This is a genomic window from Nocardia sp. GP40 (assembly GCF_050434125.1).
Taxonomy (GTDB): domain Bacteria; phylum Actinomycetota; class Actinomycetes; order Mycobacteriales; family Mycobacteriaceae; genus Nocardia; species Nocardia albiluteola.
Genome location: NZ_JBNPVW010000008.1, coordinates 20,124 through 45,159 on the forward strand (window position 1 = coordinate 20,124; position 25,036 = coordinate 45,159).

A 25,036-nucleotide genomic window follows, 5' to 3' on the forward strand; every position below is an offset into this window, starting at 1 on the left:
CCCGGTTGGATCACCGGCCGTCCGGATCAACCGGTCCCTTGCGGGACAGTTGTGCGATCCAATTGGTGGCCCCTTCCGAAAGGACGGGTGCCGGGGCCGGCTCCGGCCTCCACGGTTCCGGTAGGCCACGGGCATACCGCACCACCAGAACCAGTCCGACCACCAGTACCCACCCGGTTGCCCGGATACCGAGCCATTCCACCAGCGTCCCGGCGACGAGCGCACCAATTGCCGAACAGCCGTGGGCGATGAACTTGGTTGCGCCCCAGATCCTACCGACGTGGTCCTCATGGAAGGCACGCATTCGATGCAGCGTGAGGGAAACGCCCAGGATCGCGGCGGCGTAGCCGACGCCCGCGAAACCGAACCAGAGCACCACCACGTTGGAACTAGCGGCAACGGCCACACCGCACGCGACCCACGCCCACCCCACACAAATGAGCACGATCCTCGGGCTGTGCCGGTCGGCGATCCGGGGCGCGACGGCTGCACCGAGCATGCCGCCCAGGCCGGTAGACCCCAGTACCACACCAATCATCCACACGGAATGGCCGCCATCCTTGACCTTCAACGTAAGGATCAAAACGACGACCTGAAAGATGGCGTTGGTCACCGCAAGAACGACCGTGGCGCCGCGCACGAACGGATCGCCCCACAACTCCCGTATACCGGCCGTGGTCTCGCCCCAGCTCCAGATCTGGACAAGCTTGCGGCCATTCGGTTCCGATTTCGCGGGGATCCGGGTGCGTAGCTTGGCCAGGGTCCACAGACAGTAGAGATACGCGGCCGCATTGGCGAGGAAGGGCAGGCTGCGGGCGATGCCGAAGGTCGCCGAACCAAGCATCCGGCCCACCATGTTGGCGAAGGGTTGCTCGGCCTCGAGAAACGAGAATGCCTCGGGCCGTTCGCTTTCCGTGACGATGTCACGGACCACAACCAACTCGCTCGTGCTGAAGAAGACGTAGGCGGTTCCCTCGATGAAGCTCGCTATGCACAGCAGGAGTGTCAGCCCGAACGGATGCGCGACGGTCACTATCGCCGCCAGCAGCGTAGCGGCAAGGCCCATGCACTGGCATCTCACCAGGGTCCGCCGCTGGTCCCAGTGGTCCGCCACGATGCCCGAGGGAACCTCGAAGATCATACTGGGCAGTAACAGCGCGAATGACACCCAACTCACGGAGATCGGCGAACCGGTCATGACCAGCGCCAGAATCGGATAGGCGAAACTCGCCCCTCTGAGCCCGACATACGCGACGGTATTGCCGAACCACAGCCGCATGAAGTCCCGGTTTTTGAGAATGCTCGGCATGGTTACCTCAGACTGCTGTGGCCCACGCGGGCCGGGTCTTCATGCTGCACGAATGATCCAGGGCGCCAGGAGCGGGATGAGTATTGGGGCGACTGTGAGGGCATGTACAAGTGTCGCGCGCCTTCTTTGCTTGCCACTTCCCAGCGAGAGGAAGTCCACAGCGGGCCGAATCGAGAAGTGGTTGCCCACCGACACCAGCGGGTCGAGAAACCACGGGGGCTATGAGGCTCCGGAAACATTTTGCTCCAACATGTTTCGCCAGTACAGGTGAAACTGAGGAACACGCCTGTCGAATGTCTCGTCGCGGCTGGCTATCAGTCGCGCGATCGACTTCAACTGACTTGTCTGCCCTTCGTCCGCGAGCCGGCGTAGCCAGGGCCACATGAGGAGAAGTAGCTGAATTTCAGGATCGACATCCTCATTGTATACAGCCGCTGGACGAGCGTTCTGTGTCCGGTAGAAATCGGCCCACGGCCGCGGCTGGGGCTCGCTGGACTCGCTCGCATGTGATACGTCGAGCTGATACCGGCGTTTGCCGATGTAAGCGACGGCAATACCCTTGCGGAGGCAGAAATTGAGCGCTTGCTCCGCGTTGTTGATAATTGGCTCGCCGGCGTCGTTCAGCGATGTGTTGCATATAATAGGCACGCCGGTTCTCCGATAGAACGCGTCGATCGCGGCAGCGAGAAAAGGTTCATCGGAGGTCGACAGAGTCTGGATCCTTGCGCTCCCGTCGATATGTGCGACTGCGGGCACGAGTGATCGGAATTCGGGATCGATCGGGAAAGTCTCCAGCATGAACGGCGAAGGGCGTCCATCGGTAAACCATCGCGCCACATGATCCTCCAACACGATCGGTGCCACCGGCCGCCACCACTGGCGCTGCTTTATTCGGTTGAGGATGTCTTTGGTTTCGATTCGGCGCGGATCGCCTAACAGGCTTCGATGGCCCAGCGCACGCGGTCCGACTTCCGCGGCGCCGTCGACCCACGCCACCGGATAGTTCTCCAGATCATCGACGAAGGTCGTCGCGTCGAAATCGCGCACGTCGAGAATGTGCCGACCGAATACCGCCAGGGCCGAGGCGATGTCCAGTCCGTCGTCACCCCGATAAGGCAGCCCAGTTCTTACGTTCTTGGTATCGAGGTCGCCCCTGGCATAGAAGCCGAGCAGGCCGATCCCGAGCGCCTGCCCCGAATCATTCGCACAGGGCGGTACGAGCAGCCCGCGGAATCCATACTTGGCCAACAGATGTGAGTTTGTCGGACAGTTCAGCGCGAAGCCGCCCGACATCGAAAGAAATGCGTCGCCGGGATCGACGCTTTTCGCCGAAAGCAGCCTGTCGATCGACCGCTCCACGATCGATTTCGATACGGATTCGATAACCTTCATCGTCGCGCTTGCGACCAATTCGTCACGACTGAACGGATTATCGCCGTCGATGCCGGATCGGATCGCGTTGTCGGCTGCATCGGCGACTGACGCAACAAGCTCATCGCATCGATCGAACAGCGAGAAGCCTCCCCAGTATCCCTGGGTCAGCAGGCTCGATTGATCGAACTCGATACTGACGGGTGACGCGTGCGCCAGGGCCATCAATGTCCCCGGCTCCTGATTGAAGCGGCGCTTCGAGGCATGCCACAACAGGCCGGGGGATTCCACCGGAAACAAGGACAAATCACCACCGTGGGAAACGGCTCCGGCGTACCAGTGTTCGCCGAGTAGATCCTGCTCGAGGGTGAAGTCCGGCCCGCCGTCCATCGCCAACGCAACAATTGTCGAGTCGCGAAACCGATCGGTATCCAAGCAGAGCCCGGAGAACAGGTGCGATACGCTGTGGATTGGCAACCCCTGGGTTGCATAATCCGGCAGCGCCGACATAGAGGCCAGCCCTGGCGTGCCCCACACCTCCGCAATATCGGCCAACGTTAAATTCTCTTGCGCAAGCAGGCCGTTCAGCAGATCGATCGGTGAGCGCGTGGAGTCGTAAATCGGCATATGATGATGTTTCATACCCGAAATCCGTTCCAGTTCCCAGTATCGAACCAGCGATATCTCGTCACCCTGGATCGCCCACAGGGCAACGCTTTGGTCATGCCTAATAGTTGTAAATGCCGTGGGGCCCGGCGGGCTCAAGTAAGTTGAGAGAACGTACTCCACCTTGTTTGGTTCACGCATCGATTTCATGCCGTTCCATCGCTACATCCAAGCAACACGCCATCTTGTGTCCATTCAGGGTGGGGTGGTGGTGCCACGCCGGACCGCCACATGAAACAGGTCGACCAGCAGCGCCTCCCGGTACGCGCCGGCCAGCACGCCGGTGACCCAGGCCGGCGGTGTGGTCAGATCCGCCGGCTCGCGTAGCGACCCAGCGTTGCGACATCTTCACCAGTGCAGGGCCTTCCAGTCAACATCTCGGTACTACGGAGAAGTAACAGTATGCCTTGCAGGGCAAGCACTTTCGTATTCCCACTACCGGCGAACCTCCGGGCAAAAATCTAGGCTGGTAGCCGTGACGATCGACACTGGATCAGCCAGGCACTCCCGCTACGTGACTCGAGACCGAGAAGACTTGGCTGTCTCGAACCTGATCAAGTCGGATCCACTCGGGGCGCAGGAGCACCTCGATCGGCTACGTGTGTTTCTGGTCGAATTCCATAGCGACAACCATATTTTCGGCGCAAAACAGTTGGAGCCGCTGCACATCGCGCACCGGGTGGTCCACGACGCGCGTCGTAGCATCCAGCGGGTCTTTTCGGACAAGGTGTGCTATGCCATGCTGAACGCGGCCCTGGACTTCCTGGATCCGGACCATGATGCGATCTCGGCTATCGACGAGCGGCTCCTCGACCAGAACCTCGGGCGCACGATCGATAACATCAGCAGTTGGGAAGGCGCGCGCCACTATTGGCTGAGTGGCGATCAGGCTCGCGTCGCCGCCTCTCTCGAGGTCGTGTTGGCCGAGTGTTTCGACGTGGCCATGCACTCGATGCCACCGGAGCACCTGGCGGCGTTGTACCAGTGCAACAAGTCGATCACCGCGGAGCTCGGCGCCCTCGGCGACCAACTCCTCAGCGAGGAGCGGGCCGCCCTGGAGGGCGTCAACCGCTCTGCGACCACGCTGGTTCGGGAACCTTATAGTGAAGAAATGCAAGTTCCTTTCCGAGTACGGACAGCCGCTTTTTGGAGCAATGTCGACAAGGAGCCGGAACGTGCGAACAACGGTCTGCAGACAGATATGTTCAAGCAGTTTCCGGCCAACTACATCTCAATGAGCGCGCTGGGGGCGGTGTCGACGGAAGCGGCCATGGCAGCTTTGGCCGACGCCGGGATTCCACCGGAACAATGGCCGACCATGCTGCTCGCAGCCAATGCGGAACTGTCCGTTACCGCGGCGGTAACCGACGCCGTAGGCAATTCCGTCTACTTTGCCGACCGGGAGCCGAACCCATTTCGGGTGAGCACCACGGCCGATGGGCTTCGTTTAGCAGCCTGCGGACGGCCGTCATTCCTTTCGCACAGCGAGAAAATTGCGGCGTGCACTCATACGATGCTTGGCCGGATCGTGCCAGAATCCAGTGAGATCATGTACGGGCGCGGCCGATGCCCAGCCAATGAAGCACTGCAGCCGACGGCCGAGGAGCAGGAGCTTTGCCGACGTATATCGCGGCAACTGGGTGGTCTACTGGGCACCCGCTACCCGAGCCATTTGGATCACCCCACTTCCGCTAACACGTTCGCGGTGCTGATCGCCGCTCTCAGCAGCAGGTTGCTTTCGGCCGGGAAGATTTCACCACCGGGACCCGGGCACATCCTCGAAGATCTGCCGCAACTACTGACCGCGGCGGCAGAGGAATCGTTCAGGCAGGACTGCGAGTTGCGTCAACGTGGTTAGTACCTCGGCTGGTCGATGAGCCTGATTCTCGGCGCTCTGCTGGCGCAACATCGACGCGGACGAGAACGTGCTCACCCAGGGCCTGCCGGTCGCCGAGATCGGACCGCCTCGGGTCTGTCGAGGTGTCGAGCTTCTCGCAGGCCTTCCGCCGCTGGAAGGGCATGAGCCCGCGCGCTTTTCGGCAGCTGCAGCCGACGTAGCGAGCACGGGCGTAGTTTCCCGAGCTCACGCGGACACCGTGGCGAACGCCGCCCACAGCATCGGCGAGTCCGGCACCGAGCGCTCCTCGCGCCAGGCCGCGAGGCGCTCGCGCTGCCATTGCATAAGCGCGGCAATGGGATCGGGCTGCTCGTGTGCGGCATCTATCGCGCAGACGGTCTCCTGCAGTGGGCGGCGGGCGGCGTCCACGTGCGCGAAGCGCTGGAAGGCCAGATCGGTGGGCAACGCCCAGCGGCCCGCGGTGACGAGTTCGGCGCCGCCGTTGATCATGGCGGCCAGGAGGCCGAGCGTCTCACCGAAGCGCAGGTCGCCGCCGCTCTCGCAGGCGATCAGTGCGACGCGGCTCGGAATCGGCCACAGCTCGGGACCGGTGCGGGCCGCGCCGTCGAGGGTCTGGGTGCCGAGGATGAGGTCGCGGGCCGACAGCGGCCGGTGGGTGCGCTCCGGCGCGGCGAAGCCGGGGACGTCGTCGGCGCACGCGAGGTGGAGGCGGGCCTCCTCGCTGCGCCCCGATTCCGGCGCGGCCGCGGTGACATGGCCGACATAGAGCAGCCTGGAGGCACCGGCCCGCAGCGCCGCGCTCAGCCACGCCCGATCCTGATCGGTGCGGCGAAAGGCCTCGACGGGATCCGGCACCGCGGGCCGCAGGCGATCGTCGGCGAGGTATCCGGCGATCCGCTCGGTGAGCGGCGCGTGCGCGAACATCCGTCCCAGCACCGAGCCGAGGGCCGAATCGGCTCGGAACCCCGGTACTCGTGGGTCGAGTACGGCCACTACCGGCAGGTCCCGGGTCTGCACCCACGACCGGGGTACGCGTCCGGGCGCGTTGATCAGGCCTGCCGGTGCGAGCTGGCTGATATCGGCGATGTCGAGCAGGCGCAGACCCGGATCGGGCGCCAGCAGCTCCCAGGGGAGCTGGGCCGTCCGGGGCGAGGGTTGCAGCCTGATGTGCGGCCGCACACCGCGGAGGTACAAGTCGTGCAGCTGCGCGGCGAGACCGTGAGGCAGCAGTGTTCGCGAAAGCGCCTGAGCGAGTTCGTGTTCGGAGTCATAGTCGGCGAATGCCCCTGCAGTCAGAGCAGATTCGATCCGGTCCGCGGAGGGGGCGGGCAGGGCGGTGCTCACGCGGGCCACCAGCTCGGCCACCTGCGCCTCGGGAATCGCCGCCACTCCACCGCCGGTGATGTCGTCGCGCCAGCGCCACGATACGTAGAGATCGCCCGCGTCGGCCATGCGAACCAGTACTGTCGGCCGCTGCGAGTCGGTCACGGCCGTCTCTCGCGGGTGCTCGGCGTCGTTGCTGACGCCGATGCTCGTGCCTCGCTCGTTGCTGGTGCCGGAGCTCGTGGCTCCCGCATCGCTCGTGCCGGAACCCATGGCTACCTCGTCGCTCGTGCCGGACCCCACCGCTCCCACGTCACCCATGCCGGAACCCACCGCCCCCGCATCACCCGTGCCGGAACCCACCGCCCCCGCATCACCCGTGCCGGAACCCACCGCCCCCGCATCACTCATTCCGGAACCCACGGCACCCGCGTCGCCCGTGCCGGAACCGACGCCCCCTCGTCACCCATGCCGGACCCCATGGCTCCCTTGTCGCTGGTGCTGGGCCCATGGCTCCCTCGTCGCTGGTGCTGGTACCCGTGGTTTCATCGTTTCTGGTGCCGGTACCCGTGGTTCCCTCGTCGCGCTCGCTCATACGGGCAGCATCCGGTCGTCGCGAATACGACGGCCGTATCGGCGCTCAGCCTCGGCGATGTATTCCTCCAACACTATTCGGCCGCCCGGGTGGTACCGCAGGCGCGGCGGCGGCGCGATGGCGACGCCCTCCCCCGCGGCGACCTCGGCCAAGGCGGCGGCCATGGTCAGGCTTCCGGTGAGCGCCTCGGGCGGCTCCTGTGGTTCCAACGCGGTCCACCGATCGGCGGGGCCGACGGGTGCCTGGCCGGTGAATTTCACTGTCGCCCCAGCACATTGGGTCTCGATGAGATCGGAGACGAGGCGGGCGTCACCGCTGCGGTAGGCGAGCCGGAAGGCGGACCGCATGGCAGGTTCGGCGAGTTCGCGGTGCCAGCGGTGACGTTGCTCCCCGCCGGGGAAGGTGTGGCGCACGGCGTCGATGGCCAAGGCCGACGGCACGGCGAGCCGCAGGGCCTCCACGAGCCGCAGCGGGTCGGGCCGGGAATCGTCGAGCGTCGATTCGAGCAGTCGCGCGTGCCAGAAATCGACCTGCGCGCAATGCAATCCGAGGCCGTGGTCGGCGAACACCCGGAACGATTCCCCGAACAGTCGTCCCGCCTCGTCGTGTCGGCCGAGCGAAAAGGCCGCTGTCGCAACGCGGATTCGTGCTTCGGCGGCTTCGAGGACGGCACCCGAGTCGGTGAACTGATCGAGGCTGCGCCGGTACAGCTCGTACGCTCGCGCATGCGCGCCACGCATCTCGGCGGCAAATCCCTGTGCCTTCAGACCGATCCCAGCGCGCGGGCCCAACCCGGCGCCCTCGAAATACGCCTGGCTCGCCGTCAGCAGCGGCTCCGCCTCCTGCGGGCGTCCCGACCTGATATGCATGAGCGCGAGATTCTGCTGGGTCTCCGCGACACCGTTGGCGTCCTGGGCCGCGCCGAAAGCATCGAGCGCCTGGCGCGCGAAGTCCAGGGCCAGCTCGCCGCGCCCGGTCTCGAAGTAGGCGGCGGCCAGATTCATCAGCGGATGCCCCGCCAGATGAGGCGCGAAATGCCGTGCGGCATCAAGTGATTCGGTTGCCAGATCGATCGCGTCCACCCAGCGCTGGCGATGGATCGCCACCGCCGTGCATGACAGCAGGCAGGCTACCCGCAGCGTACCCTGCTCGGGATCGTCCGTCAGCAGCGATCGCGCCCGGTTCAGCGCCTCCTGCGCCCCGTCGAGATCGCCGAGATGCTGCAGCGCCTGCGACATGTTGAGCAGGGCGGTGGGCCGCATCGCACCGGCGTCGCCGGGCATCTCGGCCAGCGCCGTCCGAAACCAGCTCACCGCCCGCCGGTGCTCGCCGAGCCCGTCGGCCATGCTCGCCGCATTCACCATGGCCGCCAACCGGATTCGTCCCGAGGTGGTTCGCGCCGCATCCTCGAAGATGCGCAAGGCGCCTGTCGCGTCACCGTTGCCATAGGCGGTAGCCTCGGCTTGCAGTAATTCGCGCCCGTCCGATTCGGGGGGCCCACCAGACAACTGCTCACGCGCATCCGATTCGGAGGACTCGGCCTGTAGCCTCTCGCGACCGCCCGATTCGGAAACCCCGGCTCGCAACTGCTCGCGCCCGTCCGATTCGGGGGGCGCGGCCTGTGGCTGATCGGATCCATCCGTCTCGGTGACTTCGTCCATCTCACTGCTCCCGAGGTTCGGCGGTCGCCACGTCGCGGACAGGATCACGCGTTGGTTCGTGTGTGCGATCCCATGGCGTCGGCTGAGGGGTCGCACGCCGCGATTTTGTTGTCCCGCATCGCATGTCAGAAGTCCGTATCCGTGGTGGCGGCCGCGATCTCGGCCAGCAGCATGGTGTCGTCGGGCGCCGAGCCCGCGTCGCGGAGGCGGTTCCTGGCGAATTCCCTCAGCCGCGGGCGAATTCGCACATCGTCGGGAGTGGCGGTATCGGAGGGACCGACCCCGGGTACGTGGATCTCCACTGCCAGAGTGAATTCCCACTCGTCGGGAGCGAGAACCGATCCCGTCCAGGCGTCACCGGCCAGAGTCAACTCGGTGGCGGCGATCCCGGCGGCGGTGCGGACCAGCGCCCGAGGCCGCAGGTGGGGCGGCACGGCGGCGGGCATGTGGGGCGCGGCTACGGCGGATATCCGGATCGTCGTCACGCCCGGGCGCCGTCGGACCTCCCAGGACAGCGCTCGTTCGGAGGCGTCGACGATGCCGGGCGGGCAGCGACGCCAGTCCCAGCCGCCGGAGCCGCGGGCAAGGACCAGGGCTTTGACCGCGAAGTCGGCCGCCGGACCGGCCGCGAGCGCGTAATCCTCGGCGCGGTCCACGCCGGGCGCGGGCCTCCCGTCGCGGTGCGTGCCCGGCGCGGAGCTCCCGTCACGGTCCACACCCAGTACGGAGCTCCCATCACGGTCCACACCCGGCGCGGAACTCTCGTCACCGTCCACACCCAGTACAGAATTCTCGTCGCGGTCCCCACCCAGCGCCGAAGTCTCGTCGCGGTCGAGTCCAGGGACAGTCGCGAGATCATCGTCGGTGTGCCCGTCCAGGGCATCGGCCCCATCGACCAGGAGGTCGCATTCGGTTGTGAGCGTTGCGATGTCGATATCGACGAGCCGTTCGTCGAGCGGAGGGATGTCGTCGAGGGTGGAGGCGGGCCACCATCGCGCGGCCCAGTGCGCATAGCCGAGTTTGCGGGCCCGTTCCACCAGCATAGGCAGACCGGGTTCGGGCGCGAATTCCGCTGGTGTGCTGTCGAAATCGGCTGCGGCAAGCGCGATCTGCGGGCCGTATATCGCCCAGATCCATTCCTGTGCGGCATCCAGATCGTCGATGACCGCCGCCGGAAAGTGCTGCCCGGCAAGCACACTCCACACCAGATATCCGCCGTGTACCTCCAGCACCGCGGTATCCAGTGGTGCGGTGCCCTCACCCAGCACGGGCGCGGTCTCGGGGCCGAGGTACAGCGTGCCCGACGGGCCGCCCCGCACGATGATCCGATCCGTCACAGGATTGCCCTCGATTCCGCCGAATCCACCTCGGCAGCTAGGGAACTCGTACTAAGTGCCTGTTTGACCCGCATCCGGTGATCGAGCATCACAGACCTGGCGACCCCATCCAGGACATCCCAGAGTTCGCCGCCGTCCGGCAACGGCAGCTCCCGGACATCGCGCCCGTGCAACCGAACCCACAGCCGACGCAGATAGGGCCGCCAGGGGCTGCGCAGGTCGGCGGCGACGGCGTCCAGCGGGCCACCGGATTCGTCCGGCGTCCGCAGCGCGAGGCGACGGGCCTGCAGCACGTAGGCCTCGCGCCGCCAGCGCCCGTTGATCACTCGGTGCGCGGCCGTTCCGGTCACCGGCTCGTCGTCCAGGGGCCGCAGCCCCAGGGCCAGGACCGCCCCGGCCGCGGCGGCCAGCCGCAGCGACTCGTCCAGTAACGCCCAGGGCGCACAGCTGCGTGCGATCTCCGCGCCGACCAGATCGGGAACGGTCGGCAGGTCCGCGCGGTCCAGGGCCGCCTGCAGGACGGTGAAGACTCGCTCATAGATCGACCGATCGAACGGCCGCGCCAAGGTGGCCGTGGACGCGGTCGAGCCCAGGGGCGGCGGTGCGGGCGCCGGATGCTCGGTCAGGCCGAGCTGCCGCGCGCTCGGATCGGTTGCGGCGGACCACAATCGGATCCCGGAATGGGTTCCGGCATGCCCGGCCAGGAACTCGGCGAGCGCGGCCCGCCCGCCGTCGCGCAGGCTCCGGGCGGCGACGCAGACCTCGAGCAGGGCGGTGAGCTCGGCGGTGCGATCCGCGCCCGCGACGTCACGCAACGGCCTGCGCGCCCATGCCACCTGGATCAGTCCGGTCAGCTCGCGGGCCCGATCCGGCTCGGTCAGATACTCCCGCAGCGCCCGGGTGGTGCGGCCCGCGGCAAACCCGTGCAGTTCGAGCAGCGTCGTCTCGACGATCTCGCCGTCCCGCGATCGGTCCGGCGCACCGGCGGCCGTGGCCAGCTCGAAGCAGCGCTGAAAGTACAGGTCCTGCGGGTTTCCGTCGGTGATCCGCAGCCCCCGCCGGACCTGCTTGAGCAGGGTGAACCATTCGGCGGTGGCCCGGAGCACCGGCGCGGCGGCCTGTACCAGGGTGATCACCTCAGCCGCGCCCTCGGCCGTCACGATCGGCCCGGCGCACCGCGGATTCTGCACGGGGCGGATCACCAGTGGGTCGAGGATCAGTTTGACGGTGCGGCGCAGCGGGCCGCCCTGGGCTCCGCTGAGCGCCTCGACACCGTCGAGCGTGCTCCAGGCCTCGTGGAGCACCATGTCGCGAGGGCGTCGCATTTGCTCAGGTTAGATGGTATTTCTGCCCTACTCCACCCGTCGGCGCGGTGGAAACCTGGGATCGGTAGGGGGTCGGCCTTTTCTATGTTTGCCCCATCGGCTCGACCCCCGGCGAGCCGCATCCCAACCGAAGGAAATCCCATGATCACCACTCCCATTCGCGGGTGCGCCGCCGTCGTCGCCTCCGCGACCCTCGCCCTGGCCCTGACCGGCTGCAGCAGTTCATCGAAGACCTCCTCGCCCGCGCCGGCCGTCCCCCCGTCGTCGGCGCCCGGGTCGTCGACGGTGTTGGCGCTGCCCGGGCCACCGCACCCGCCGCCGCCACCGCCGCCGCAGCCCGACACGTCGACGCCCGAAACGTCGCCGCCCGACACGTCGGCGCCCGACACGGGCACCTCGGCGCTGTCGGTGGCCGGCAAGGCGGTCGCCGGACATTTCACGACGACCTGCGCGAGCCAGGGTGGCCTGCTTGCCCTCGCCCTGACCGATACCGGCAACTCGGCCTATGGCGATCTTGCGGTGAGCGCCACCCTCACCGGCGGCAACTCCGTACAGGCCGTGGGCATCACCGGAAGCAGGGACGGCACGTCCGGGCTGCCGTATGCCATCGGGTTCGGCAAGGGCGCGCCGGGTGGATCCGCGTCTGTCGTCAAGAGCGGCAACACCTTCCGGGTCACCGGTGAGGCCGTCGGCACCCCGGACCCGAGCAATCCCCTCGCGGGGGCGAAGACCTCGAAGTTCGACATCACCTTCGCCTGCCCGACCGTGATCGGAGGCTGATCATGGCCCCCAGGATTCGGGCACTGATGCTCGTCGCCGCCGTCGTGGCCATCGGGTACTACCTCTGGCACGGACTGACCTACCCGTCCACCGGCCTCGAGGGCGACCTCGGATGGTTCGGCTGGCAGATCGCGCTGCCGATCGCCGCCGTCACCGTCGTTCCGATCGTGTTCGCCTTCAGCGGCGAGGGCATCGGCCAGGCCTTCACCGGACGCAACAGCGCGGCGTTTCGGGCGGGCCTGGTCGGCATCGGGACTGTGACCTCGGTCCGGCAGACCGGGGTGAGCGTGAACGACCAGCCACAGGTCCGCCTGGACCTGAGCGTGCAGGGCACCGAGGGCGAGACCTTCGACTCCCGGGCGAAGATCATCGTCCCGCTGACCGAACTCGCGCTGCTGCGGCCCGGGGTCGTGCTCCCGGTCCGCTACCTCCCGGGCCGCACCGACAGTTCCTACCCACCCCGCCGGCTCCGCAAGCTCCGCCGACTTACCGTCCCCCGTGTCGAGATCGATCGGTCCGGCGACCGCGAGGCAATGCAGAACGCGTGGAACGAGAACATGATTCGGCGTGGCCTGACCAGCCGCGACATGCTCGACGTCGCCGCCCGGGGCATCGCCGCCCAGGCCGTCGTCCAGTCGCTCTCGGTGCCGGGCGAAATCCGGGACGGCTACGTCAAGGTGGTACTCGATCTGGCGGTGACCCGGCCCGACGGCAGCACCTACACCACTCACACCGAAAAGTTCGTCCCGTCCGGCAGTGTCGAGCTCGTCCAGATCGGCCGGGTCGTGCAGGTGCACTACCTGCCCGGTGTCGAGGACCGCGTCGCCCTCGCGCTGCCGGTCCAAACCTGAACCGGCACAAGGGAAATTACCGCGGACCGCCCGGGGCCGCGGTAATTTCGTCGCGCTGGTCCGTAGTGAGGCGGTCGCGGTGCCTGTCGCCCCACTCGCCCAGGGCGCGCAGCGCGGTATTGAGCTCCTCGCCGACCGCGGTCAGCGAATACTCCACCCGCGGTGGAACTTCCGGATAGATCTCGCGATGCACGATGCCCCGGGCCTCCATCTGGCGGAGGTTCTCGGCCAGCACCTTCTCGCTGACCCCGTCCAGGACGCGCCGGATCTGCCCGAACCGCCGCGGGCCCGCCCCGAGCACCCACATCAGGTGCAGCTTCCACTTGCCGCCCACGGCGTCGATGGCCACCGACATGCCGCAGACATCGTGATCCGCCTCACCATCGACTCCCATCGCGGCCTCCTGACCAGATTCCGAACCTGCCGGTAAGCAACCCCACTCGAACGTGCGTTCTTCCCGGGCACATCGATCGCGACCACGATCGGAGTCCGGCGCCGATACCGGTTCGCCACGCAGATCGAAGGAGAAACGCATGACCGCGCAACACACGTCGACAGGATCGATCACCGTCCTCGGGCTCGGACCGATGGGCCGGGCGATGGTCACCGCGTTCCGGAACCGCGGCATCGAGGTCGCGGTCTGGAACCGCAGCCCCGACAAGGCCGAGGCCATGGCGGAGTTCGGGGCCACAGCGGCGGCCACCGTCGCCGAGGCGCTGGATGCCAACGAGGTGGCGGTCCTGAGCCTCACCGACTACGCCGCCATGTACGACGTGCTGAACCAGGCAGCAAATCACCTGGGCCGCAAGGTGATCGTGAATCTTTCGTCGGATTCGCCCGAGCGGGCGCGCGCGGGCGCGGCATGGGTCCGCTCGCACGGCGCCGAATTCCTGTCCGGCGGTGTGATGTCGGCGGGCGACAACCTCGACCACCCGGCCTCCTATCTGTTCTACAGCGGACCGCGCGAGGTGTTCGATGCCCACGCCGGGCTGCTGCGTCCGCTGGGCCCGCAGGAGTATCTCGGCGTCGACGACGGGCTGGCGCAGGTCTTCTATCAGGGCCTGCTCACCGTCTTCCACCCCTGGCTGCTGGCCTTCGACCAGGCCACGGCCATGATCGCCCAGTCCGGGCACGACATCGCACAATTCCTGCCGTACGCGCTGCGCTCCAACGCCGCCTTTCCCTATTTCATGGAGGCGATCGCGGCGCGCAACCGAACCGGAGGGCACGCCGAACTGGCCGGACTGCGGATGATGCATGCGGGTGCCCGGCACATCGTCGACGCCAGCGCGGAGGTCGGCGTCGATGCCGCCCTCTCCCGTACCGCAGAGGCCTTCTGGCACAACGCCATCGACGCCAGTGCGCGACAGGGCCGCCCGGTGTCCACCTACGAGCTCATGCGCGCACCCGGCACGAGCGGGGAGTAGCGCCTGCCGGACCACAGCGAGTCCGGCGATCGCAGCGATCGCCGCGGACGCCGGGCGGATTCCGGCCGACCGAATCATTCTGCGGCCGTGATCGTCCCAGCACTACGCCCCGACGACCACAACGCGCCGAGCACCACGGGCTCACTCGTATCACCCTGGCGGGCAGTCAGATTCGCCGTGTCCTGGGTGCCAAGTGGATCGGGGGCAGCGGCGGCGCCGGGATGCGCTGCTCGGGCGTGTGCCCGGCGATATCGGGGAAGCGGAGAAGATCGTGTGCCTCCCAATCATTTCGGGCAGCCTCGATCTCCTCGTGGCTGCGCGCCACGAAGTTCCACCACATCACCAGCGACTCCCCGAACGGCTCACCGCCGAGCAGGATGGCGTGCGCACCAGCGGAACTGGTGAGCATGAGGGTGGGCCGATCGCTGCCGAGGTAGAGCAGCTCGCCGGGCTCGGCGGTGTTGTCCGCGACGGTGAGCGAGCCCTCGACGACGAGGATCGCGTATTCGAATTCCGTTGTGACGGGCAGTTCTACGTCCGCTCCGGCGTCCAGGCGCAGGTCCGCGCCGACGATCGGGGTGTAGGCCTTGGCAGGTGAGGTGGCTCCCGCGAGGGTGCCGATGAGCACCGTCGCGTGCAGCCCCGGCAGCTCGACGGCGGGCAGGTCGCGATGCTGCTCGAAATGCGGTGCGGTGTCACGGGCCTCGTCGGGCAGCGCGATCCACAGCTGCAGGCCCGCGCCCGAAGCATGGCCCGGCACACGATATTCCGAGTGCGCTATGCCGTGGCCGGAGGTCATCAGGTTCAGCTGGCCCGGCAGGATCTCGACGTCGGATCCGATGCTGTCGCGGTGGCGAATGCGACCGTCCAGGGGCCACGTCACCGTCTGCAGCCCGATGTGCGGGTGCGGATCTATGTCGTGACCGGCGGGCGTCTTCGGACCGCCGGATCCGAAGTGATCCAGGAAGCACCACGCACCGACCGTGGGTAGGCCGCGCTGCGGCAGGGACCGGTGCACGGTCACGCCGCGCACTCCGCCGAGGGGGACCTCGCGAGACGGGAAGAAGTCGGCGCGCGGGCCCGGTCGCCCTGCCGCACAGGGCAGAGCCGCCACATCTGGCCTACAGTCCAGGTCGCTCATCTACACACCTTCCGTCGCGGGGCATATGCCCAGAATAGGCATGCGGCGGGGCGCGCCGATCACGACCACGGATTCCAGGCCCGCAAGTTAAGGTTCTCCCGTGACCAACGCCCCGCTGCGCATCGGCATCCTGGGTGCCGCGCGCATCGCACCGACGGCCCTGATCCGCCCCGCCGCGCGTAACCCCGAGGTGATCGTTGCCGCGGTGGCGTCGCGCGACCACGCGCGGGCCGACCGGACCACTCAACTCGGTTGGCGCAGAGGCATTCCGGCGGCTCGGTAGATCGCGTCGATCACGGTCATGTTCTCGATCGAGTCCTGCGGCGAGGTCGGCACCGGCTCGCCCCGCAGCACCGCAGCCGCGAAGGCGTCCAGCTGCTGCGCGAATCCGGCGGTGCACCCCGCGTCGCGCCGCCGCTCCGTCGGACCGTGCCTCATTCCGTGGTCGGCGGCCACGCCCGGGCGAGTCGAGCTGTACGCCAACCGATTCGGTCTCGGACTCCGCGGAAGGCCCGCAGTGGCGGAAGGTTCGACCGAGCGTTCGATTGTCCGCCCGCAGAAGCAGCAGTTGAGGTCGGCCCGCGATCAGCCCACCGCGGAGATCGTCGACCCGCGCGAGCCGTACAGCTCACGAGCACGCGCCGGTGTGATCGTCTCCGGCGTGATCGGTTCGGGCGCGGCGAGGTGCCGGGCCAGGATCTGCCCGGCCATCGGGGCGATGTGCGGGGCGGCCTTGATAAGGCCGAACGAGTTGAATCGCGAAGTCGCCCAGACGATTACCTTCGTGGGCAGCCGGACCGCCAGGTCCACGACACCGGGGCGATCGAAGTGTCCGAGCGTGCGCATCCATTTCGGCAGCGTCGCCACCGAGGCGAGCGAGAGCAGCCTGCTGCCCAGCGCGTAGGACCAGCCGGCGCCGTTGCGCGGTGAGGTCCACAGCAGGTGGTGCATGCCCTCCTCCGCGCGTTCGGAGCTGCACAGGCGCGGGCGCACCCGCTCGAAGTAGGCCCGCACCTCCTCGCGGGACCGCGGCACATCTTCGGGCTTACACGTTTGCAGTTCCGCTGCGACGGCGCATTCGGCCCAGTAGCGCCGCTCCTGCTCCGCACTCAGCGGGCCGGGACCGAACGCCTCGTACGCCGCGAGCACCGAATGCCATCCGGTGATATGGATCCACAGCTGCGTTTCGGGGCTGTTGGCCGCGTAGCGCTTGCCGCTGATCGGCTCGATGCCGGTCATCTTCGCGTGCACCGTCATCAGGTGCTCCGACGCCTGTATGGCGGTGCGGCCATCGCCGACGGCAACGATCAGGAAGTAGGCGAAGGTGTTGTCGAGGCGGCTGCGCGGTTCGGTGTAGATGCCGCGCGAATCGGCCACGGCCGCGGTCAGGAACGGGTCGAAATGTTCCAGCACGACCGCGCGCTGGAAGCCGATGACGGCGGTGGGGGACGTCCAGACCTTCCAGCTGGGCGAGCCGGGCCCGAAGAATCCGTAGTCGTCGCGGCGGAGGGTGGTCGGATCGAAGCCCATCGGCTACTCCTTGTGCGCGCTACCCGCCCGGATGGCGAATACAACACCACCGTAGCAATTGCGGTGTTTGAATACAACGGCACCGTAGGATTTGTCATGACAGTATGGATCCGACGGAGGTGAGCAGGCGGTGACGGTCGAGCGTTCGGCGGCGCGAACAATGCGTTCGACGCGGCCGCCCCAGGGGGGACAGCCCGGGCCCGCCGAGCACTCCGCGACGGATCGCCCGCGTCGCCGCTATGCCAAGCGCCTACCCCCCGAGCAGCGGCGCGCGCAACTGCTCGATGCCGCGTTCACGGTGCTGGGCCGCGTCGAGCTGCACGAGCTGAGCATGGAGGCCGTGGCCCAGGAGGCGGGCGTGGGCAAGCCCGTGCTCTACACGGTGTTCGCCACGCGCGCGGAGCTGGTCGCCGCGCTGCTCGAACGCGAGCGCGAGCGCGGCCTGGAGCAGGTCGCCGGCACCCTGCCCGCCGATCTGCTCGGCGCCGATCCCGTGACGGCGGCCTCCGCGACGGTAGCGGCTTTCGTCGATGTGGCGCTGGCGAATCCGACCCGCTGGCGGCTGATCCTGGCCACCCCGGCCAGCGCCCCCGACGAATACCGTGCGGCGCTACGGGATTCGCGTGCCGACATCATCGAGCGCGCCGAGGCGCTGGTCCGGGTCGGCGCGACGCTGGACCGGCGGTGGGCGGCAATGGATTCCGGGCTGCTGGCCCGGTCCGTGCTCACCGTCGCGGAGATGCTGGGCCGCCTGGCGGTCAGCGATCCGGAGGAGTACCCGCGCGAACGGCTCGAGGACTACGTGCGCTCGGTAGTCCGACTGCTGGACGGCGCACCCCCCGAATAGCGTTCTCCCACTGGCTGTCCAGGAACACGACGCCAGCCTGGCCGACACGGCAGCACGGGCTACCGACGGTCCGGTTCGCCAGCGGCCCCGGCGCCCGCGATCACACCGAATGCGCCGCGGCTCACCGGACCCTGCCGGCTCGCCGAACCGTATCGGTTTCGCCGGACCGTATCGGTTCACCTGTGCACGGGCAGCGCGCGATACCCGCGCACAATCGACTCTGTGCGCCAGGGTAATTCGCCGGCCGGGACCGCGAGGCGCAGACCCGGGAACCGGGCGAAGAGGGTGCCGAGCATGACCTCGAGCTCGAGCTTGGCCAGGTTCTGGCCCAGGCAGACGTGTTCGCCGAAGCCGAAGGTCAGGTGTGGGGCCGGGGCACGGTCCAGGTCGAGCCGGGCGGCGTGCGGGCAGACGCCCGGGTCGAGGTTGGCGCCGGGCAGGCTGACCGCCACCCACTCCCCCGCGGCGATCCGCCGGCCGCCGAGCTCGACATCGACCAGCGCGCGACGCAGCAGTCCGCCGCCGTCGCCGAGCGCGCCCAGGTAGCGGACGATCTCGTGCACGAATTGCCGTGCGTTGCCCGAGTTTTCACGGAGTGTGGCGAGCTGGTCCGGATTCTCCAGCAGCAGGCCGATGGCGACACCGGCGGCATTGGCCGTGGTCTCGTGCCCGGCGACCAGGAACAGCACGCAGAAGTTCCGTACCTCCTGCCGGGCCAGTCCGGGCTGCTCGGCCAGCAGCCGGGACACGACGTCGTCCCGCGGCTCCCGCGAGCGCGCGTCGATAACGTCGTCCAGGATCGTCCCGAGGTTCGCGATCGCCGTATCACGGGTCTGCACAGTCGATTTCAAGCCGAGCATCCCCATCGCCGCGGCCTGGAAGGCGGCTCGGTGTTCGGGGGCGACACCGACCAGATCGGCGATGACCAGCGAGGGCACCAGCAGGCAGAAGGTGGACACCAGGTCCACCGGCTCCGGCGCCGCCGCGACCTCGTCCAGGCAACGGTCGACGATCTCCTGCACGCGCGGGCGCAGCGCGGTCATCCGCTTCACCATGAACTCGCCGTTGACCATCGCGCGATACCGCCGATGCAGCTCGCCGTCGACGCCGAGCAGGAACGCCGGGGAGGGCAGCGACGGTAGCGGTTCGGCCTGCCGGCCGGGTTGGCTGCCGTCCTTCACGGTGGTGAATCGCGCACCGTCGCCGAGCACCTGGCGCGCGAGATCGTGCCCGGTCACCAGCCAGGCTACCCCGCCGTTGGGGTACCGGACGCGCCGAATCGGGGTCCCGGCCAGGCGCTCCAGCACCGCCGGGACCGGCCGTAAGGGATCGTCGCGGTCGAAGTCGAGCGGGATCGGTTCGGTGACAGGCGTATTCATGGATACTCCTCGAGGTGTCCGGTCGAGCTATTCCGAGATCGATATCGCCGCGGCCGGGCAGGATCGCGCGGCCAGGCGCGCCGAATCCCATTCGGCCGAGGGGGGTTCCGAATGCCGTAGCAGCGCGGTGCCGTCGGAGTCGTTCTGATCGAAGACCTCCGGGGCGGTCAGGGCGCACACCCCCGAGCCGATGCAGCGGGAGGGGTCTATGTCGAGGCGCATCAACGATTTCCTTTCCTCGGACGAGCACGTTCGGGGATCGTCCTGACAGCGATGTGTTCCTATGAGCCGCACCGCAATGCGCCAAGCGGCCAGGAACGACAGCAGATGTATTCCGTTGGTGAGCATTTCGGTGCTGCCGAGCAATGCGACCTGGCCGTGCGTGTACAACCACAGCGCGACAACCATTTCCACGGTGGCCAGGCTCCAGGGCAGGAGTGAGGCGAGAGTGTAGGCCCGGCGCTGCACGGCGCAGCGCCGCCACTGCCCCGGATCACCGCTCAGCCGGCCGACGGCCCAGCCCAGCGGCGGGCGTCCGGCCAGGATCAGCACGAGATGCACCGGTGACCACACCACTGCCCACAGGATGCGAGGTAGGAAGAAGTTCGCGGCATTGCCTGTCACGGCCGCCAGCGTCACCTGCAGCACGACCACGGCCACCACGGCGGCGGTGGTGCGCCCGGGCCGCCGGGTCGCGATGCGCCAGCAGCTCACCACGAACGCCGCGGCGAGCGCGGCGCCGGCGGCGACCACCAGCGACCCCGTCGCGGAGATCGCAATGGTGAAGGTTCCGATCGGCGCGCCCGACACCGCCCCGACCAGCAGGCGTTCGCGCAGCTCGGGAGTCGGCGCGAGCGCCGGGGCGGGATCCGATGTGGTTGTCCTGGCAGCCAACGGCGTGTACCTTCCTGGTCGCGGATCGGTTGTGAATCCAGGACATCAGGCGGGGCTGACGCGGCTGCGCCGGAAAGCTGACCGAAAGCTGACGGTTTCCGCGTGCGAGCGAGCGGCGGACGGCTGGCGTGATCGGGCCGAAGCATGCGGAGCAAGTGTGGGCGGGATGGTCCGACGGCACCGGCGGCTCGCGAGGCGATGGAGCCGGCCGTCGCGCTACCCGACGAGTCAACGGCGCGGGTCGACGCTGGATCCGCGCTGCGGGATCGGCTGCGAGTCAGCGGCAACGCGGAAAGGTCGCGGTGAAGATCGCTCCACCCTCGGAGCGGACGGTGATCGTACCGCCGTGCCGCTCGACGATCTCCTTGACGATGCTCAGCCCGAGCCCGGTGCCGTCCCCTCCGGAGCCCCCGCCCCGATAGAACCGCTCGAAGACCCGCTCGATCGACGAATCATCCAGTCCCGGACCGGAATCGGCCACTGTCAACTCGACCTCGCCCGTCTCGGAGACCGCGACGGTCACCGAAATCGTCGCCTCCGAAGGGGTGTGCCGCAGCGCGTTGGACAGCAGATTCTGCAGCACCTGGCGCAGTTGATCGATATCGCCGGAGACGTAGACATGTTCGGCCGCGGAAACCTCCACCACCCGGCCGGGATCGACCGCTCGCACGTCGCCGGCGGCCTCGCGCGCCAGTGCGCCCAGATTCACGGGCTCCTCGCTCGCGGCGCTCACCTGATCCAGGCGGGCCAGCTGCAGCATCGCCGCGACCAGCCTGTGCATGCGCGCGGCCTCGGCATCGATCCGCGCGATCGCGTGATCCACGGACTCGCGGTCCTGGGCCAGGCCGTGCTCGTAGTTCTGCGCCCAGCCCCGGATGGTGGCCAGCGGGGTGCGCAGCTCGTGCGAGGCGTCGGAGATGAACTGCCGCAGCCGCGCGTCGGCGCGCTCGCGGGCATCGAACGCACGATTCAGCGCCAGCCCGACCTCGCGCGCCTCGTCGCGGCGCTCGGCGACCGGCACCCGGCGACCGAGCTCACCCGCCTCGATGGCCGAGGCGGTGGCGGTCATGTCGCGCAGCGGCCGCAGGCCCACGCGCAGCACGGTCCGGCTCAGCACCGCGATGCCGATCAGCACGACCAGCGTCGCGACGACCTCGACACCCAGCAGCCAGCTCAGCACACCGTCGTCGAATCGCAGGCTGCGCGCGACCACGATCCGGGCTACCGGGATCGGGGGTGCACCCTTGACCGCCTCCACCGCCCGGCCGGGCGGCGCCGCGAAGGCCAGCACGCGGTACCGGTGGGTCCGGTTGCCCACCGCGGCGGCGGCCACGGGTCGCGCCGCGTAGCCCGGTCCGATCACGGCGGGCAATGCGGGCCGGTCCGTCGCATTTGCTTGCGCACCACCGGATTCCGCTATGACCTGTCCGTCCTCGCCGAGGAAGGCGACATAGAACGCCTCGGGCTCGAGCTGCTGCACCGAACTCAGCACGTACGGTCCGGGCGCGGCGCGGACAATGCGTTCAGCCTGGTACAGCCCGGAATCGGCATTGTGCCGGAAATAGAACCACAGGGTCACCACGGGCGCGGTGTCCGCGATCAGCAGCCCGATGCCCGCCAGCAGCACGATCCCGACCGTGAGCCGTGAACGGAGCGGCCCCAACCGGCTCGCGGCCATTCAGCGGGCCTTTCCGCTGCCGAGGCGGTAGCCGAAGCCGCGCACGGTGTGGATCAGCGCGGGCGACTCGGCGTCGATCTTGCCGCGCAGCCGCGAGATCAACTTCTCCACGACCTGCTCCCGAAATCGGTACTCCCACACGTGATCCATGATCTGATCCTTGGACAGCACCCGCTCCGGGTTGGCCAGGAACAACTCGAGCAGTCGATACTCGGTGGGCGTCAAGGGAATTCGCCGCTCCCCGCGCCGGGCCTGGCGCTGCCCCTCATCCAGGGACAGCTCGCCGTACCGCAGCGCCGCGGGCGGCTCGGCGGTGCCCCGCACGCTGGCCCGCCGCAGCAGCGCATGCACCCGGGCCAGCACCTCGGGCACGCTGAACGGCTTGACCAGATAGTCGTCCGCCCCCTGCGCCAGCCCCGCGATCTTGTCCTCGACCGCATCGCGCGCGGTCACGACCAGAATCGGCACCGACTGCCCGCGCTCGGTCAGCGCCCGGCAGATACTCAGCCCGTCCCGGTCCGGCAGCGTCAGATCCAGCACCAGCAGATCCGGCGGATCCTCCAGGCACACCCGCAGCGCCTCAGCCCCTCTACCCGTCACCGCGGCGTCGTACCCGGCCAACCGCAACGTCGTGACCAGCAGATCCGCCATCCCCGGATCATCATCCACAACAAGCAGCCGCTGCCCGCTCCCGCGGATCAGCGTCATATCGGTAGGTGCGAGGTCCTGCGCCACCCCCGCATCATGCCCCTCGATCGTGAGAGCATCCTGAGGTCGGGTCGGCCCGCTTATCTTAGGGTCCCCTCATCTCATGAACGAGCCGGATGTCGGTGCAAACCGGAGAGCGGCGCAATAGCATCGAAAAGACACGGATGCGCCGTGCAGCTGGAGGGACCGATGGATCGAACGACCTGTCTCGTCGCCGGTGGGGGTCCCGCCGGAATCGTCCTGGGGCTGTTGCTCGCTCGTGCCGGTGTCGAGGTCACCGTGCTCGAGAAGCATGGTGACTTCCTGCGTGATTTCCGCGGCGACACGGTGCATCCGACGACCCTGGACCTGCTCGATGAGCTGGGGCTGGGTGAGCGATTCGCGAAGATACCGCACCGGCGGTTGACCTCGGTGCAGTTGCCCATCCGCGGAGGCATGTTCACCGCAGCCACGTTCGACCGGCTGCCGGGTCCGCATCGGTACATTGCGATGGTGCCGCAGTGGGATCTGCTGAATCTGCTGGCCCGCGAGGCGGATTCGGAGCCCACATTCCAGCTGCGCATGAATACCGAAGCGGTCGATGTGATCCGGGAGGGCGGGCGCGTTGTCGGCGTGCGCTACCGCACCCGCGACGGGGAAACCGGAGAGATCCGCGCGGATCTGACGGTGGCGTGCGACGGGCGAACCTCGGCCCTGCGGGCGGCGGCCGGGCTCGGATCACGACGCTGGGCAACGCCTTTCGACGTGTGGTGGTTCCGGATCCCGCGCCACGACAGCGATCCGGCCGGAGCGCTCGGATTCCTCACTCCGCACCGAGTGGCCCTGATGTTCGACCGTGGCGACTACTGGCAGTGCGCGACCCTGATCGTCAAGGGCAGCGATCCTGCACTGCGAGAGGGCCCGATCACCGGCATCATGCGCCCGATCACCGAGATCGTGCCCTGGCTCTCGGACCGATTGCACGCCCTGTCGAGCTGGAACGAGGTGAAGCTACTCGACGTACAGCTCGACCGCCTCGACCGCTGGTATGCCGACGGCCTCCTGTGCCTCGGCGACGCCGCCCACGCCATGTCCCCCGTCGGCGGCGTCGGCATCAACCTGGCGGTCCAAGACGCGGTCGCCGCAGCAAGAATCCTTGCCCCGGCCCTACTTTCACACTCGGTGACAACCGCAGACCTCGCCCGCGTGCAGCGCCGCCGCCTACTCCCCACGGTCATCACGCAGGGTTTGCAACGCCTGCTGCACGCCCACGCCATCGCCCCCGCCCTCCAAGGCGACCTGAACATCTCCGACGCCACCCGAGCCCCACTACCGCTACGCCTGCTACGCCGCATCCCCATGCTGCGAGACGCACTGCCCTACCTGGTAGCACGCGGCGTCCTACCCGAGCACGCCCCCGAATTCGCCCGCCGCCCTGGGTAATCGAGTGGCAGATCGATTCTCTCGGGGTCACCCGGCCGGGCCCGCCCGCCAACTGCGCGGCGGCACACCGAAGGTCTTGCGAAACTGGCGGCTGAAGTAGCCGGGGTCGGAAAGGCCTATGCGGCGGGCTATCTCGGCAATCGGGAGGTCGGTCTCGGAGAGTAGGCGGCGGGCCTCGGTCATGCGGCGGTGCAGGATCCATTCCTGGACCGTGCGGCCGGTGCGGCGGCGGACCAGGGTGGTCAGGTAGCCGGGGGTCATGCCGACCGTTTGTGCCACGTCGCGCAGCGACAGGGTCTCGGCGTGGCGCTTGTCGATCACGTCGAACACCTCGGCCAGGAGCGGCTCGCCGCTGCGGCGCAGGTCGCCCGCGACGTCGGCGGCCAGCCGCGCCAGGTCGATCAGGAGCAGGGTCAGGTGGGCGCACGCCGCCTGCCGGTAGCCGTCGCGCCGTTGCTCCAGCTCGGCCTCGATGGCCTCGATCGTGTTGTCCCACAACGGGCGCCGTTCTGGCGGCACGGTGAGGCGCAACAGCCCGTCGCGCTCCTCGTGCAGGAACGGATACAGCAGCGGATGTGAGCGCCACGCGGGCCACGGCGCCCGCGCATTGTCACCCAGTGCGGCGGGATCGAAGAACACCGCGACGCCCGGTCCGAGCTTGTACGCCTCGGAGCCGTCGACCACCTTGCCGGCCGCGACGACATAGAGCTCGCCGGTCGCGCCGACGTACCACAACGCGGGGAAATCGTGAATGTGCCGATGCTTCTCGGGCAGCGAGAACGGATAGCGCATGGTGGACACCGGGGGCGTGTCCGGATCGCCCCGGTAGTCGTAGACCGGCACGCCGCGCTGCTGACGAATCAATCGGGCCGCCTCGAACATGCAACCGAAGATAGTCCAATTCTTGCCGATTATCACCCCACTTCCGCACTTC

General features: G+C 68.1%; 19 protein-coding genes and 3 pseudogenes. 7 read left to right on the forward strand and 15 right to left on the reverse strand.

Annotated features, from left to right (window positions below; all coding sequences use genetic code 11):
- Positions 1 to 10: 10 nt before the first annotated feature.
- Entirely contained in the window at positions 11 to 1,309 is a 1,299-nt protein-coding gene (locus ABH933_RS24000; RefSeq protein ID WP_429421348.1) for an MFS transporter, read from the reverse strand.
- A 219-nt stretch (positions 1,310 to 1,528) separates the two neighbouring features.
- The gene (locus ABH933_RS24005) at positions 1,529 to 3,496 is read right to left on the reverse strand and encodes a carbamoyltransferase C-terminal domain-containing protein (protein WP_429421346.1); all 1,968 of its coding nucleotides are present in this window, start codon (positions 3,494 to 3,496) and stop codon (positions 1,529 to 1,531) included.
- Positions 3,497 to 3,821: 325 nt separating this feature from the next.
- Here ABH933_RS24005 and ABH933_RS24010 point away from each other — a divergent pair, with 325 nt between their 5' ends.
- Positions 3,822 to 5,204, forward strand: a complete 1,383-nt coding sequence (locus ABH933_RS24010; protein ID WP_429421344.1) for a hypothetical protein — start codon at positions 3,822 to 3,824, stop codon at positions 5,202 to 5,204.
- 225 nt (positions 5,205 to 5,429) lie between these two features.
- On the opposite strand, the gene ABH933_RS24015 is transcribed toward ABH933_RS24010, so the two are convergent.
- The 4 genes from ABH933_RS24015 to ABH933_RS24030 all read right to left on the reverse strand — a co-directional run bounded on the left by ABH933_RS24015 (position 5,430) and on the right by ABH933_RS24030 (position 11,427).
- The gene (locus tag ABH933_RS24015) at positions 5,430 to 6,656 is read right to left on the reverse strand and encodes a CHAT domain-containing protein (RefSeq protein WP_429421405.1); all 1,227 of its coding nucleotides are present in this window, start codon (positions 6,654 to 6,656) and stop codon (positions 5,430 to 5,432) included.
- A 462-nt stretch (positions 6,657 to 7,118) separates the two neighbouring features.
- Positions 7,119 to 8,783 (reverse strand): tetratricopeptide repeat protein, encoded by a 1,665-nt coding sequence (locus tag ABH933_RS24020; RefSeq protein WP_429421342.1) that lies wholly within the window; start codon positions 8,781 to 8,783, stop codon positions 7,119 to 7,121.
- Between the two features lie 125 nt (positions 8,784 to 8,908).
- Complete coding sequence (locus ABH933_RS24025; protein WP_429421340.1) at positions 8,909 to 10,120, reverse strand: hypothetical protein; 1,212 nt, start codon at positions 10,118 to 10,120, stop codon at positions 8,909 to 8,911.
- Positions 10,117 to 11,427 (reverse strand): hypothetical protein, encoded by a 1,311-nt coding sequence (locus tag ABH933_RS24030; protein WP_429421403.1) that lies wholly within the window; start codon positions 11,425 to 11,427, stop codon positions 10,117 to 10,119. The genes ABH933_RS24025 and ABH933_RS24030 overlap by 4 nt, the downstream gene beginning before the upstream one ends.
- A gap of 159 nt (positions 11,428 to 11,586) precedes the next feature.
- On the opposite strand from ABH933_RS24030, the gene ABH933_RS24035 reads away from it, so the two are divergent.
- Positions 11,587 to 12,225 carry a lipoprotein LpqH gene (locus ABH933_RS24035; RefSeq protein ID WP_429421338.1) on the forward strand — a complete coding sequence of 213 codons (639 nt, stop codon included), beginning with the start codon at positions 11,587 to 11,589 and terminating at the stop codon, positions 12,223 to 12,225.
- Positions 12,226 to 12,227: 2 nt separating this feature from the next.
- Positions 12,228 to 13,076 (forward strand): hypothetical protein, encoded by an 849-nt coding sequence (locus ABH933_RS24040; protein WP_429421336.1) that lies wholly within the window; start codon positions 12,228 to 12,230, stop codon positions 13,074 to 13,076.
- Between the two features lie 16 nt (positions 13,077 to 13,092).
- Here ABH933_RS24040 and ABH933_RS24045 read toward each other — a convergent pair whose 3' ends face one another.
- Positions 13,093 to 13,470 carry a winged helix-turn-helix transcriptional regulator gene (locus ABH933_RS24045; RefSeq protein ID WP_429421334.1) on the reverse strand — a complete coding sequence of 126 codons (378 nt, stop codon included), beginning with the start codon at positions 13,468 to 13,470 and terminating at the stop codon, positions 13,093 to 13,095.
- Positions 13,471 to 13,591: 121 nt separating this feature from the next.
- On the opposite strand from ABH933_RS24045, the pseudogene ABH933_RS24050 reads away from it, so the two are divergent.
- Positions 13,592 to 14,503: pseudogene (locus tag ABH933_RS24050) on the forward strand (NAD(P)-dependent oxidoreductase); the annotation flags it as partial.
- Positions 14,504 to 14,669: 166 nt separating this feature from the next.
- On the opposite strand, the gene ABH933_RS24055 reads toward ABH933_RS24050, so the two are convergent.
- Positions 14,670 to 15,644 (reverse strand): pirin family protein, encoded by a 975-nt coding sequence (locus ABH933_RS24055; protein ID WP_429421332.1) that lies wholly within the window; start codon positions 15,642 to 15,644, stop codon positions 14,670 to 14,672.
- Positions 15,645 to 15,744: 100 nt separating this feature from the next.
- Here ABH933_RS24055 and ABH933_RS24060 point away from each other — a divergent pair.
- Positions 15,745 to 15,876: pseudogene (locus ABH933_RS24060) on the forward strand (Gfo/Idh/MocA family protein); the annotation flags it as partial.
- 11 nt (positions 15,877 to 15,887) lie between these two features.
- Here the strand turns inward: ABH933_RS24060 and ABH933_RS24065 are convergent.
- Together ABH933_RS24065 and ABH933_RS24070 are read right to left on the reverse strand one after the other, a co-directional pair.
- Positions 15,888 to 16,037: pseudogene (locus tag ABH933_RS24065) on the reverse strand (Gfo/Idh/MocA family protein); the annotation flags it as partial.
- A 192-nt stretch (positions 16,038 to 16,229) separates the two neighbouring features.
- A complete protein-coding gene (locus ABH933_RS24070; protein WP_429421330.1) occupies positions 16,230 to 17,174 on the reverse strand; it encodes an oxygenase MpaB family protein in 945 nt (314 codons plus the stop codon).
- A gap of 160 nt (positions 17,175 to 17,334) precedes the next feature.
- Here ABH933_RS24070 and ABH933_RS24075 point away from each other — a divergent pair, with 160 nt between their 5' ends.
- Entirely contained in the window at positions 17,335 to 18,021 is a 687-nt protein-coding gene (locus ABH933_RS24075) for a TetR/AcrR family transcriptional regulator (protein ID WP_429421401.1), read from the forward strand.
- Between the two features lie 176 nt (positions 18,022 to 18,197).
- On the opposite strand, the gene ABH933_RS24080 is transcribed toward ABH933_RS24075, so the two are convergent.
- The 4 genes from ABH933_RS24080 to ABH933_RS24095 all read right to left on the reverse strand — a co-directional run bounded on the left by ABH933_RS24080 (position 18,198) and on the right by ABH933_RS24095 (position 22,707).
- On the reverse strand, positions 18,198 to 19,400 hold the full coding sequence (locus ABH933_RS24080; protein WP_429421328.1) for a cytochrome P450: 1,203 nt from the start codon (positions 19,398 to 19,400) through the stop codon (positions 18,198 to 18,200).
- Between the two features lie 27 nt (positions 19,401 to 19,427).
- A complete protein-coding gene (locus ABH933_RS24085) occupies positions 19,428 to 20,294 on the reverse strand; it encodes a DUF3159 domain-containing protein (protein ID WP_429421326.1) in 867 nt (288 codons plus the stop codon).
- A 277-nt stretch (positions 20,295 to 20,571) separates the two neighbouring features.
- Positions 20,572 to 21,972: a sensor histidine kinase gene (locus ABH933_RS24090; RefSeq protein ID WP_429421324.1), complete on the reverse strand. Its 1,401-nt coding sequence runs from the start codon at positions 21,970 to 21,972 to the stop codon at positions 20,572 to 20,574.
- The gene (locus tag ABH933_RS24095; RefSeq protein WP_429421322.1) at positions 21,973 to 22,707 is read right to left on the reverse strand and encodes a response regulator transcription factor; all 735 of its coding nucleotides are present in this window, start codon (positions 22,705 to 22,707) and stop codon (positions 21,973 to 21,975) included. It lies immediately after the preceding gene.
- A gap of 162 nt (positions 22,708 to 22,869) precedes the next feature.
- Here ABH933_RS24095 and ABH933_RS24100 point away from each other — a divergent pair, with 162 nt between their 5' ends.
- Positions 22,870 to 24,102 (forward strand): FAD-dependent oxidoreductase, encoded by a 1,233-nt coding sequence (locus ABH933_RS24100; protein ID WP_429421320.1) that lies wholly within the window; start codon positions 22,870 to 22,872, stop codon positions 24,100 to 24,102.
- Between the two features lie 27 nt (positions 24,103 to 24,129).
- Here ABH933_RS24100 and ABH933_RS24105 read toward each other — a convergent pair whose 3' ends face one another.
- Entirely contained in the window at positions 24,130 to 24,984 is an 855-nt protein-coding gene (locus ABH933_RS24105) for a helix-turn-helix transcriptional regulator (RefSeq protein ID WP_429421318.1), read from the reverse strand.
- Positions 24,985 to 25,036: the final 52 nt, after the last annotated feature.

Bases quoted from the DNA above. Each gene is read 5' to 3' on its own strand.
- ABH933_RS24000 (WP_429421348.1), bottom strand. From the start codon at position 1,309: ATGCCGAGCATTCTCAAAAACCGGGACTTCATGCGGCTGTGGTTCGGC.
- ABH933_RS24005 (WP_429421346.1), bottom strand. From the start codon at position 3,496: ATGAAATCGATGCGTGAACCAAACAAGGTGGAGTACGTTCTCTCAACT.
- ABH933_RS24015 (WP_429421405.1), bottom strand. From the start codon at position 6,656: ATGGCCGACGCGGGCGATCTCTACGTATCGTGGCGCTGGCGCGACGAC.
- ABH933_RS24020 (WP_429421342.1), bottom strand. From the start codon at position 8,783: ATGGACGAAGTCACCGAGACGGATGGATCCGATCAGCCACAGGCCGCG.
- ABH933_RS24030 (WP_429421403.1), bottom strand. From the start codon at position 11,427: ATGGTGCTCCACGAGGCCTGGAGCACGCTCGACGGTGTCGAGGCGCTC.
- ABH933_RS24035 (WP_429421338.1), top strand. From the start codon at position 11,587: ATGATCACCACTCCCATTCGCGGGTGCGCCGCCGTCGTCGCCTCCGCG.
- ABH933_RS24040 (WP_429421336.1), top strand. From the start codon at position 12,228: ATGGCCCCCAGGATTCGGGCACTGATGCTCGTCGCCGCCGTCGTGGCC.
- ABH933_RS24045 (WP_429421334.1), bottom strand. From the start codon at position 13,470: ATGGGAGTCGATGGTGAGGCGGATCACGATGTCTGCGGCATGTCGGTG.
- ABH933_RS24055 (WP_429421332.1), bottom strand. From the start codon at position 15,644: ATGAGCGACCTGGACTGTAGGCCAGATGTGGCGGCTCTGCCCTGTGCG.
- ABH933_RS24070 (WP_429421330.1), bottom strand. From the start codon at position 17,174: ATGGGCTTCGATCCGACCACCCTCCGCCGCGACGACTACGGATTCTTC.
- ABH933_RS24075 (WP_429421401.1), top strand. From the start codon at position 17,335: ATGCGTTCGACGCGGCCGCCCCAGGGGGGACAGCCCGGGCCCGCCGAG.
- ABH933_RS24080 (WP_429421328.1), bottom strand. From the start codon at position 19,400: ATGAATACGCCTGTCACCGAACCGATCCCGCTCGACTTCGACCGCGAC.
- ABH933_RS24090 (WP_429421324.1), bottom strand. From the start codon at position 21,972: ATGGCCGCGAGCCGGTTGGGGCCGCTCCGTTCACGGCTCACGGTCGGG.
- ABH933_RS24100 (WP_429421320.1), top strand. From the start codon at position 22,870: ATGGATCGAACGACCTGTCTCGTCGCCGGTGGGGGTCCCGCCGGAATC.
- ABH933_RS24105 (WP_429421318.1), bottom strand. From the start codon at position 24,984: ATGTTCGAGGCGGCCCGATTGATTCGTCAGCAGCGCGGCGTGCCGGTC.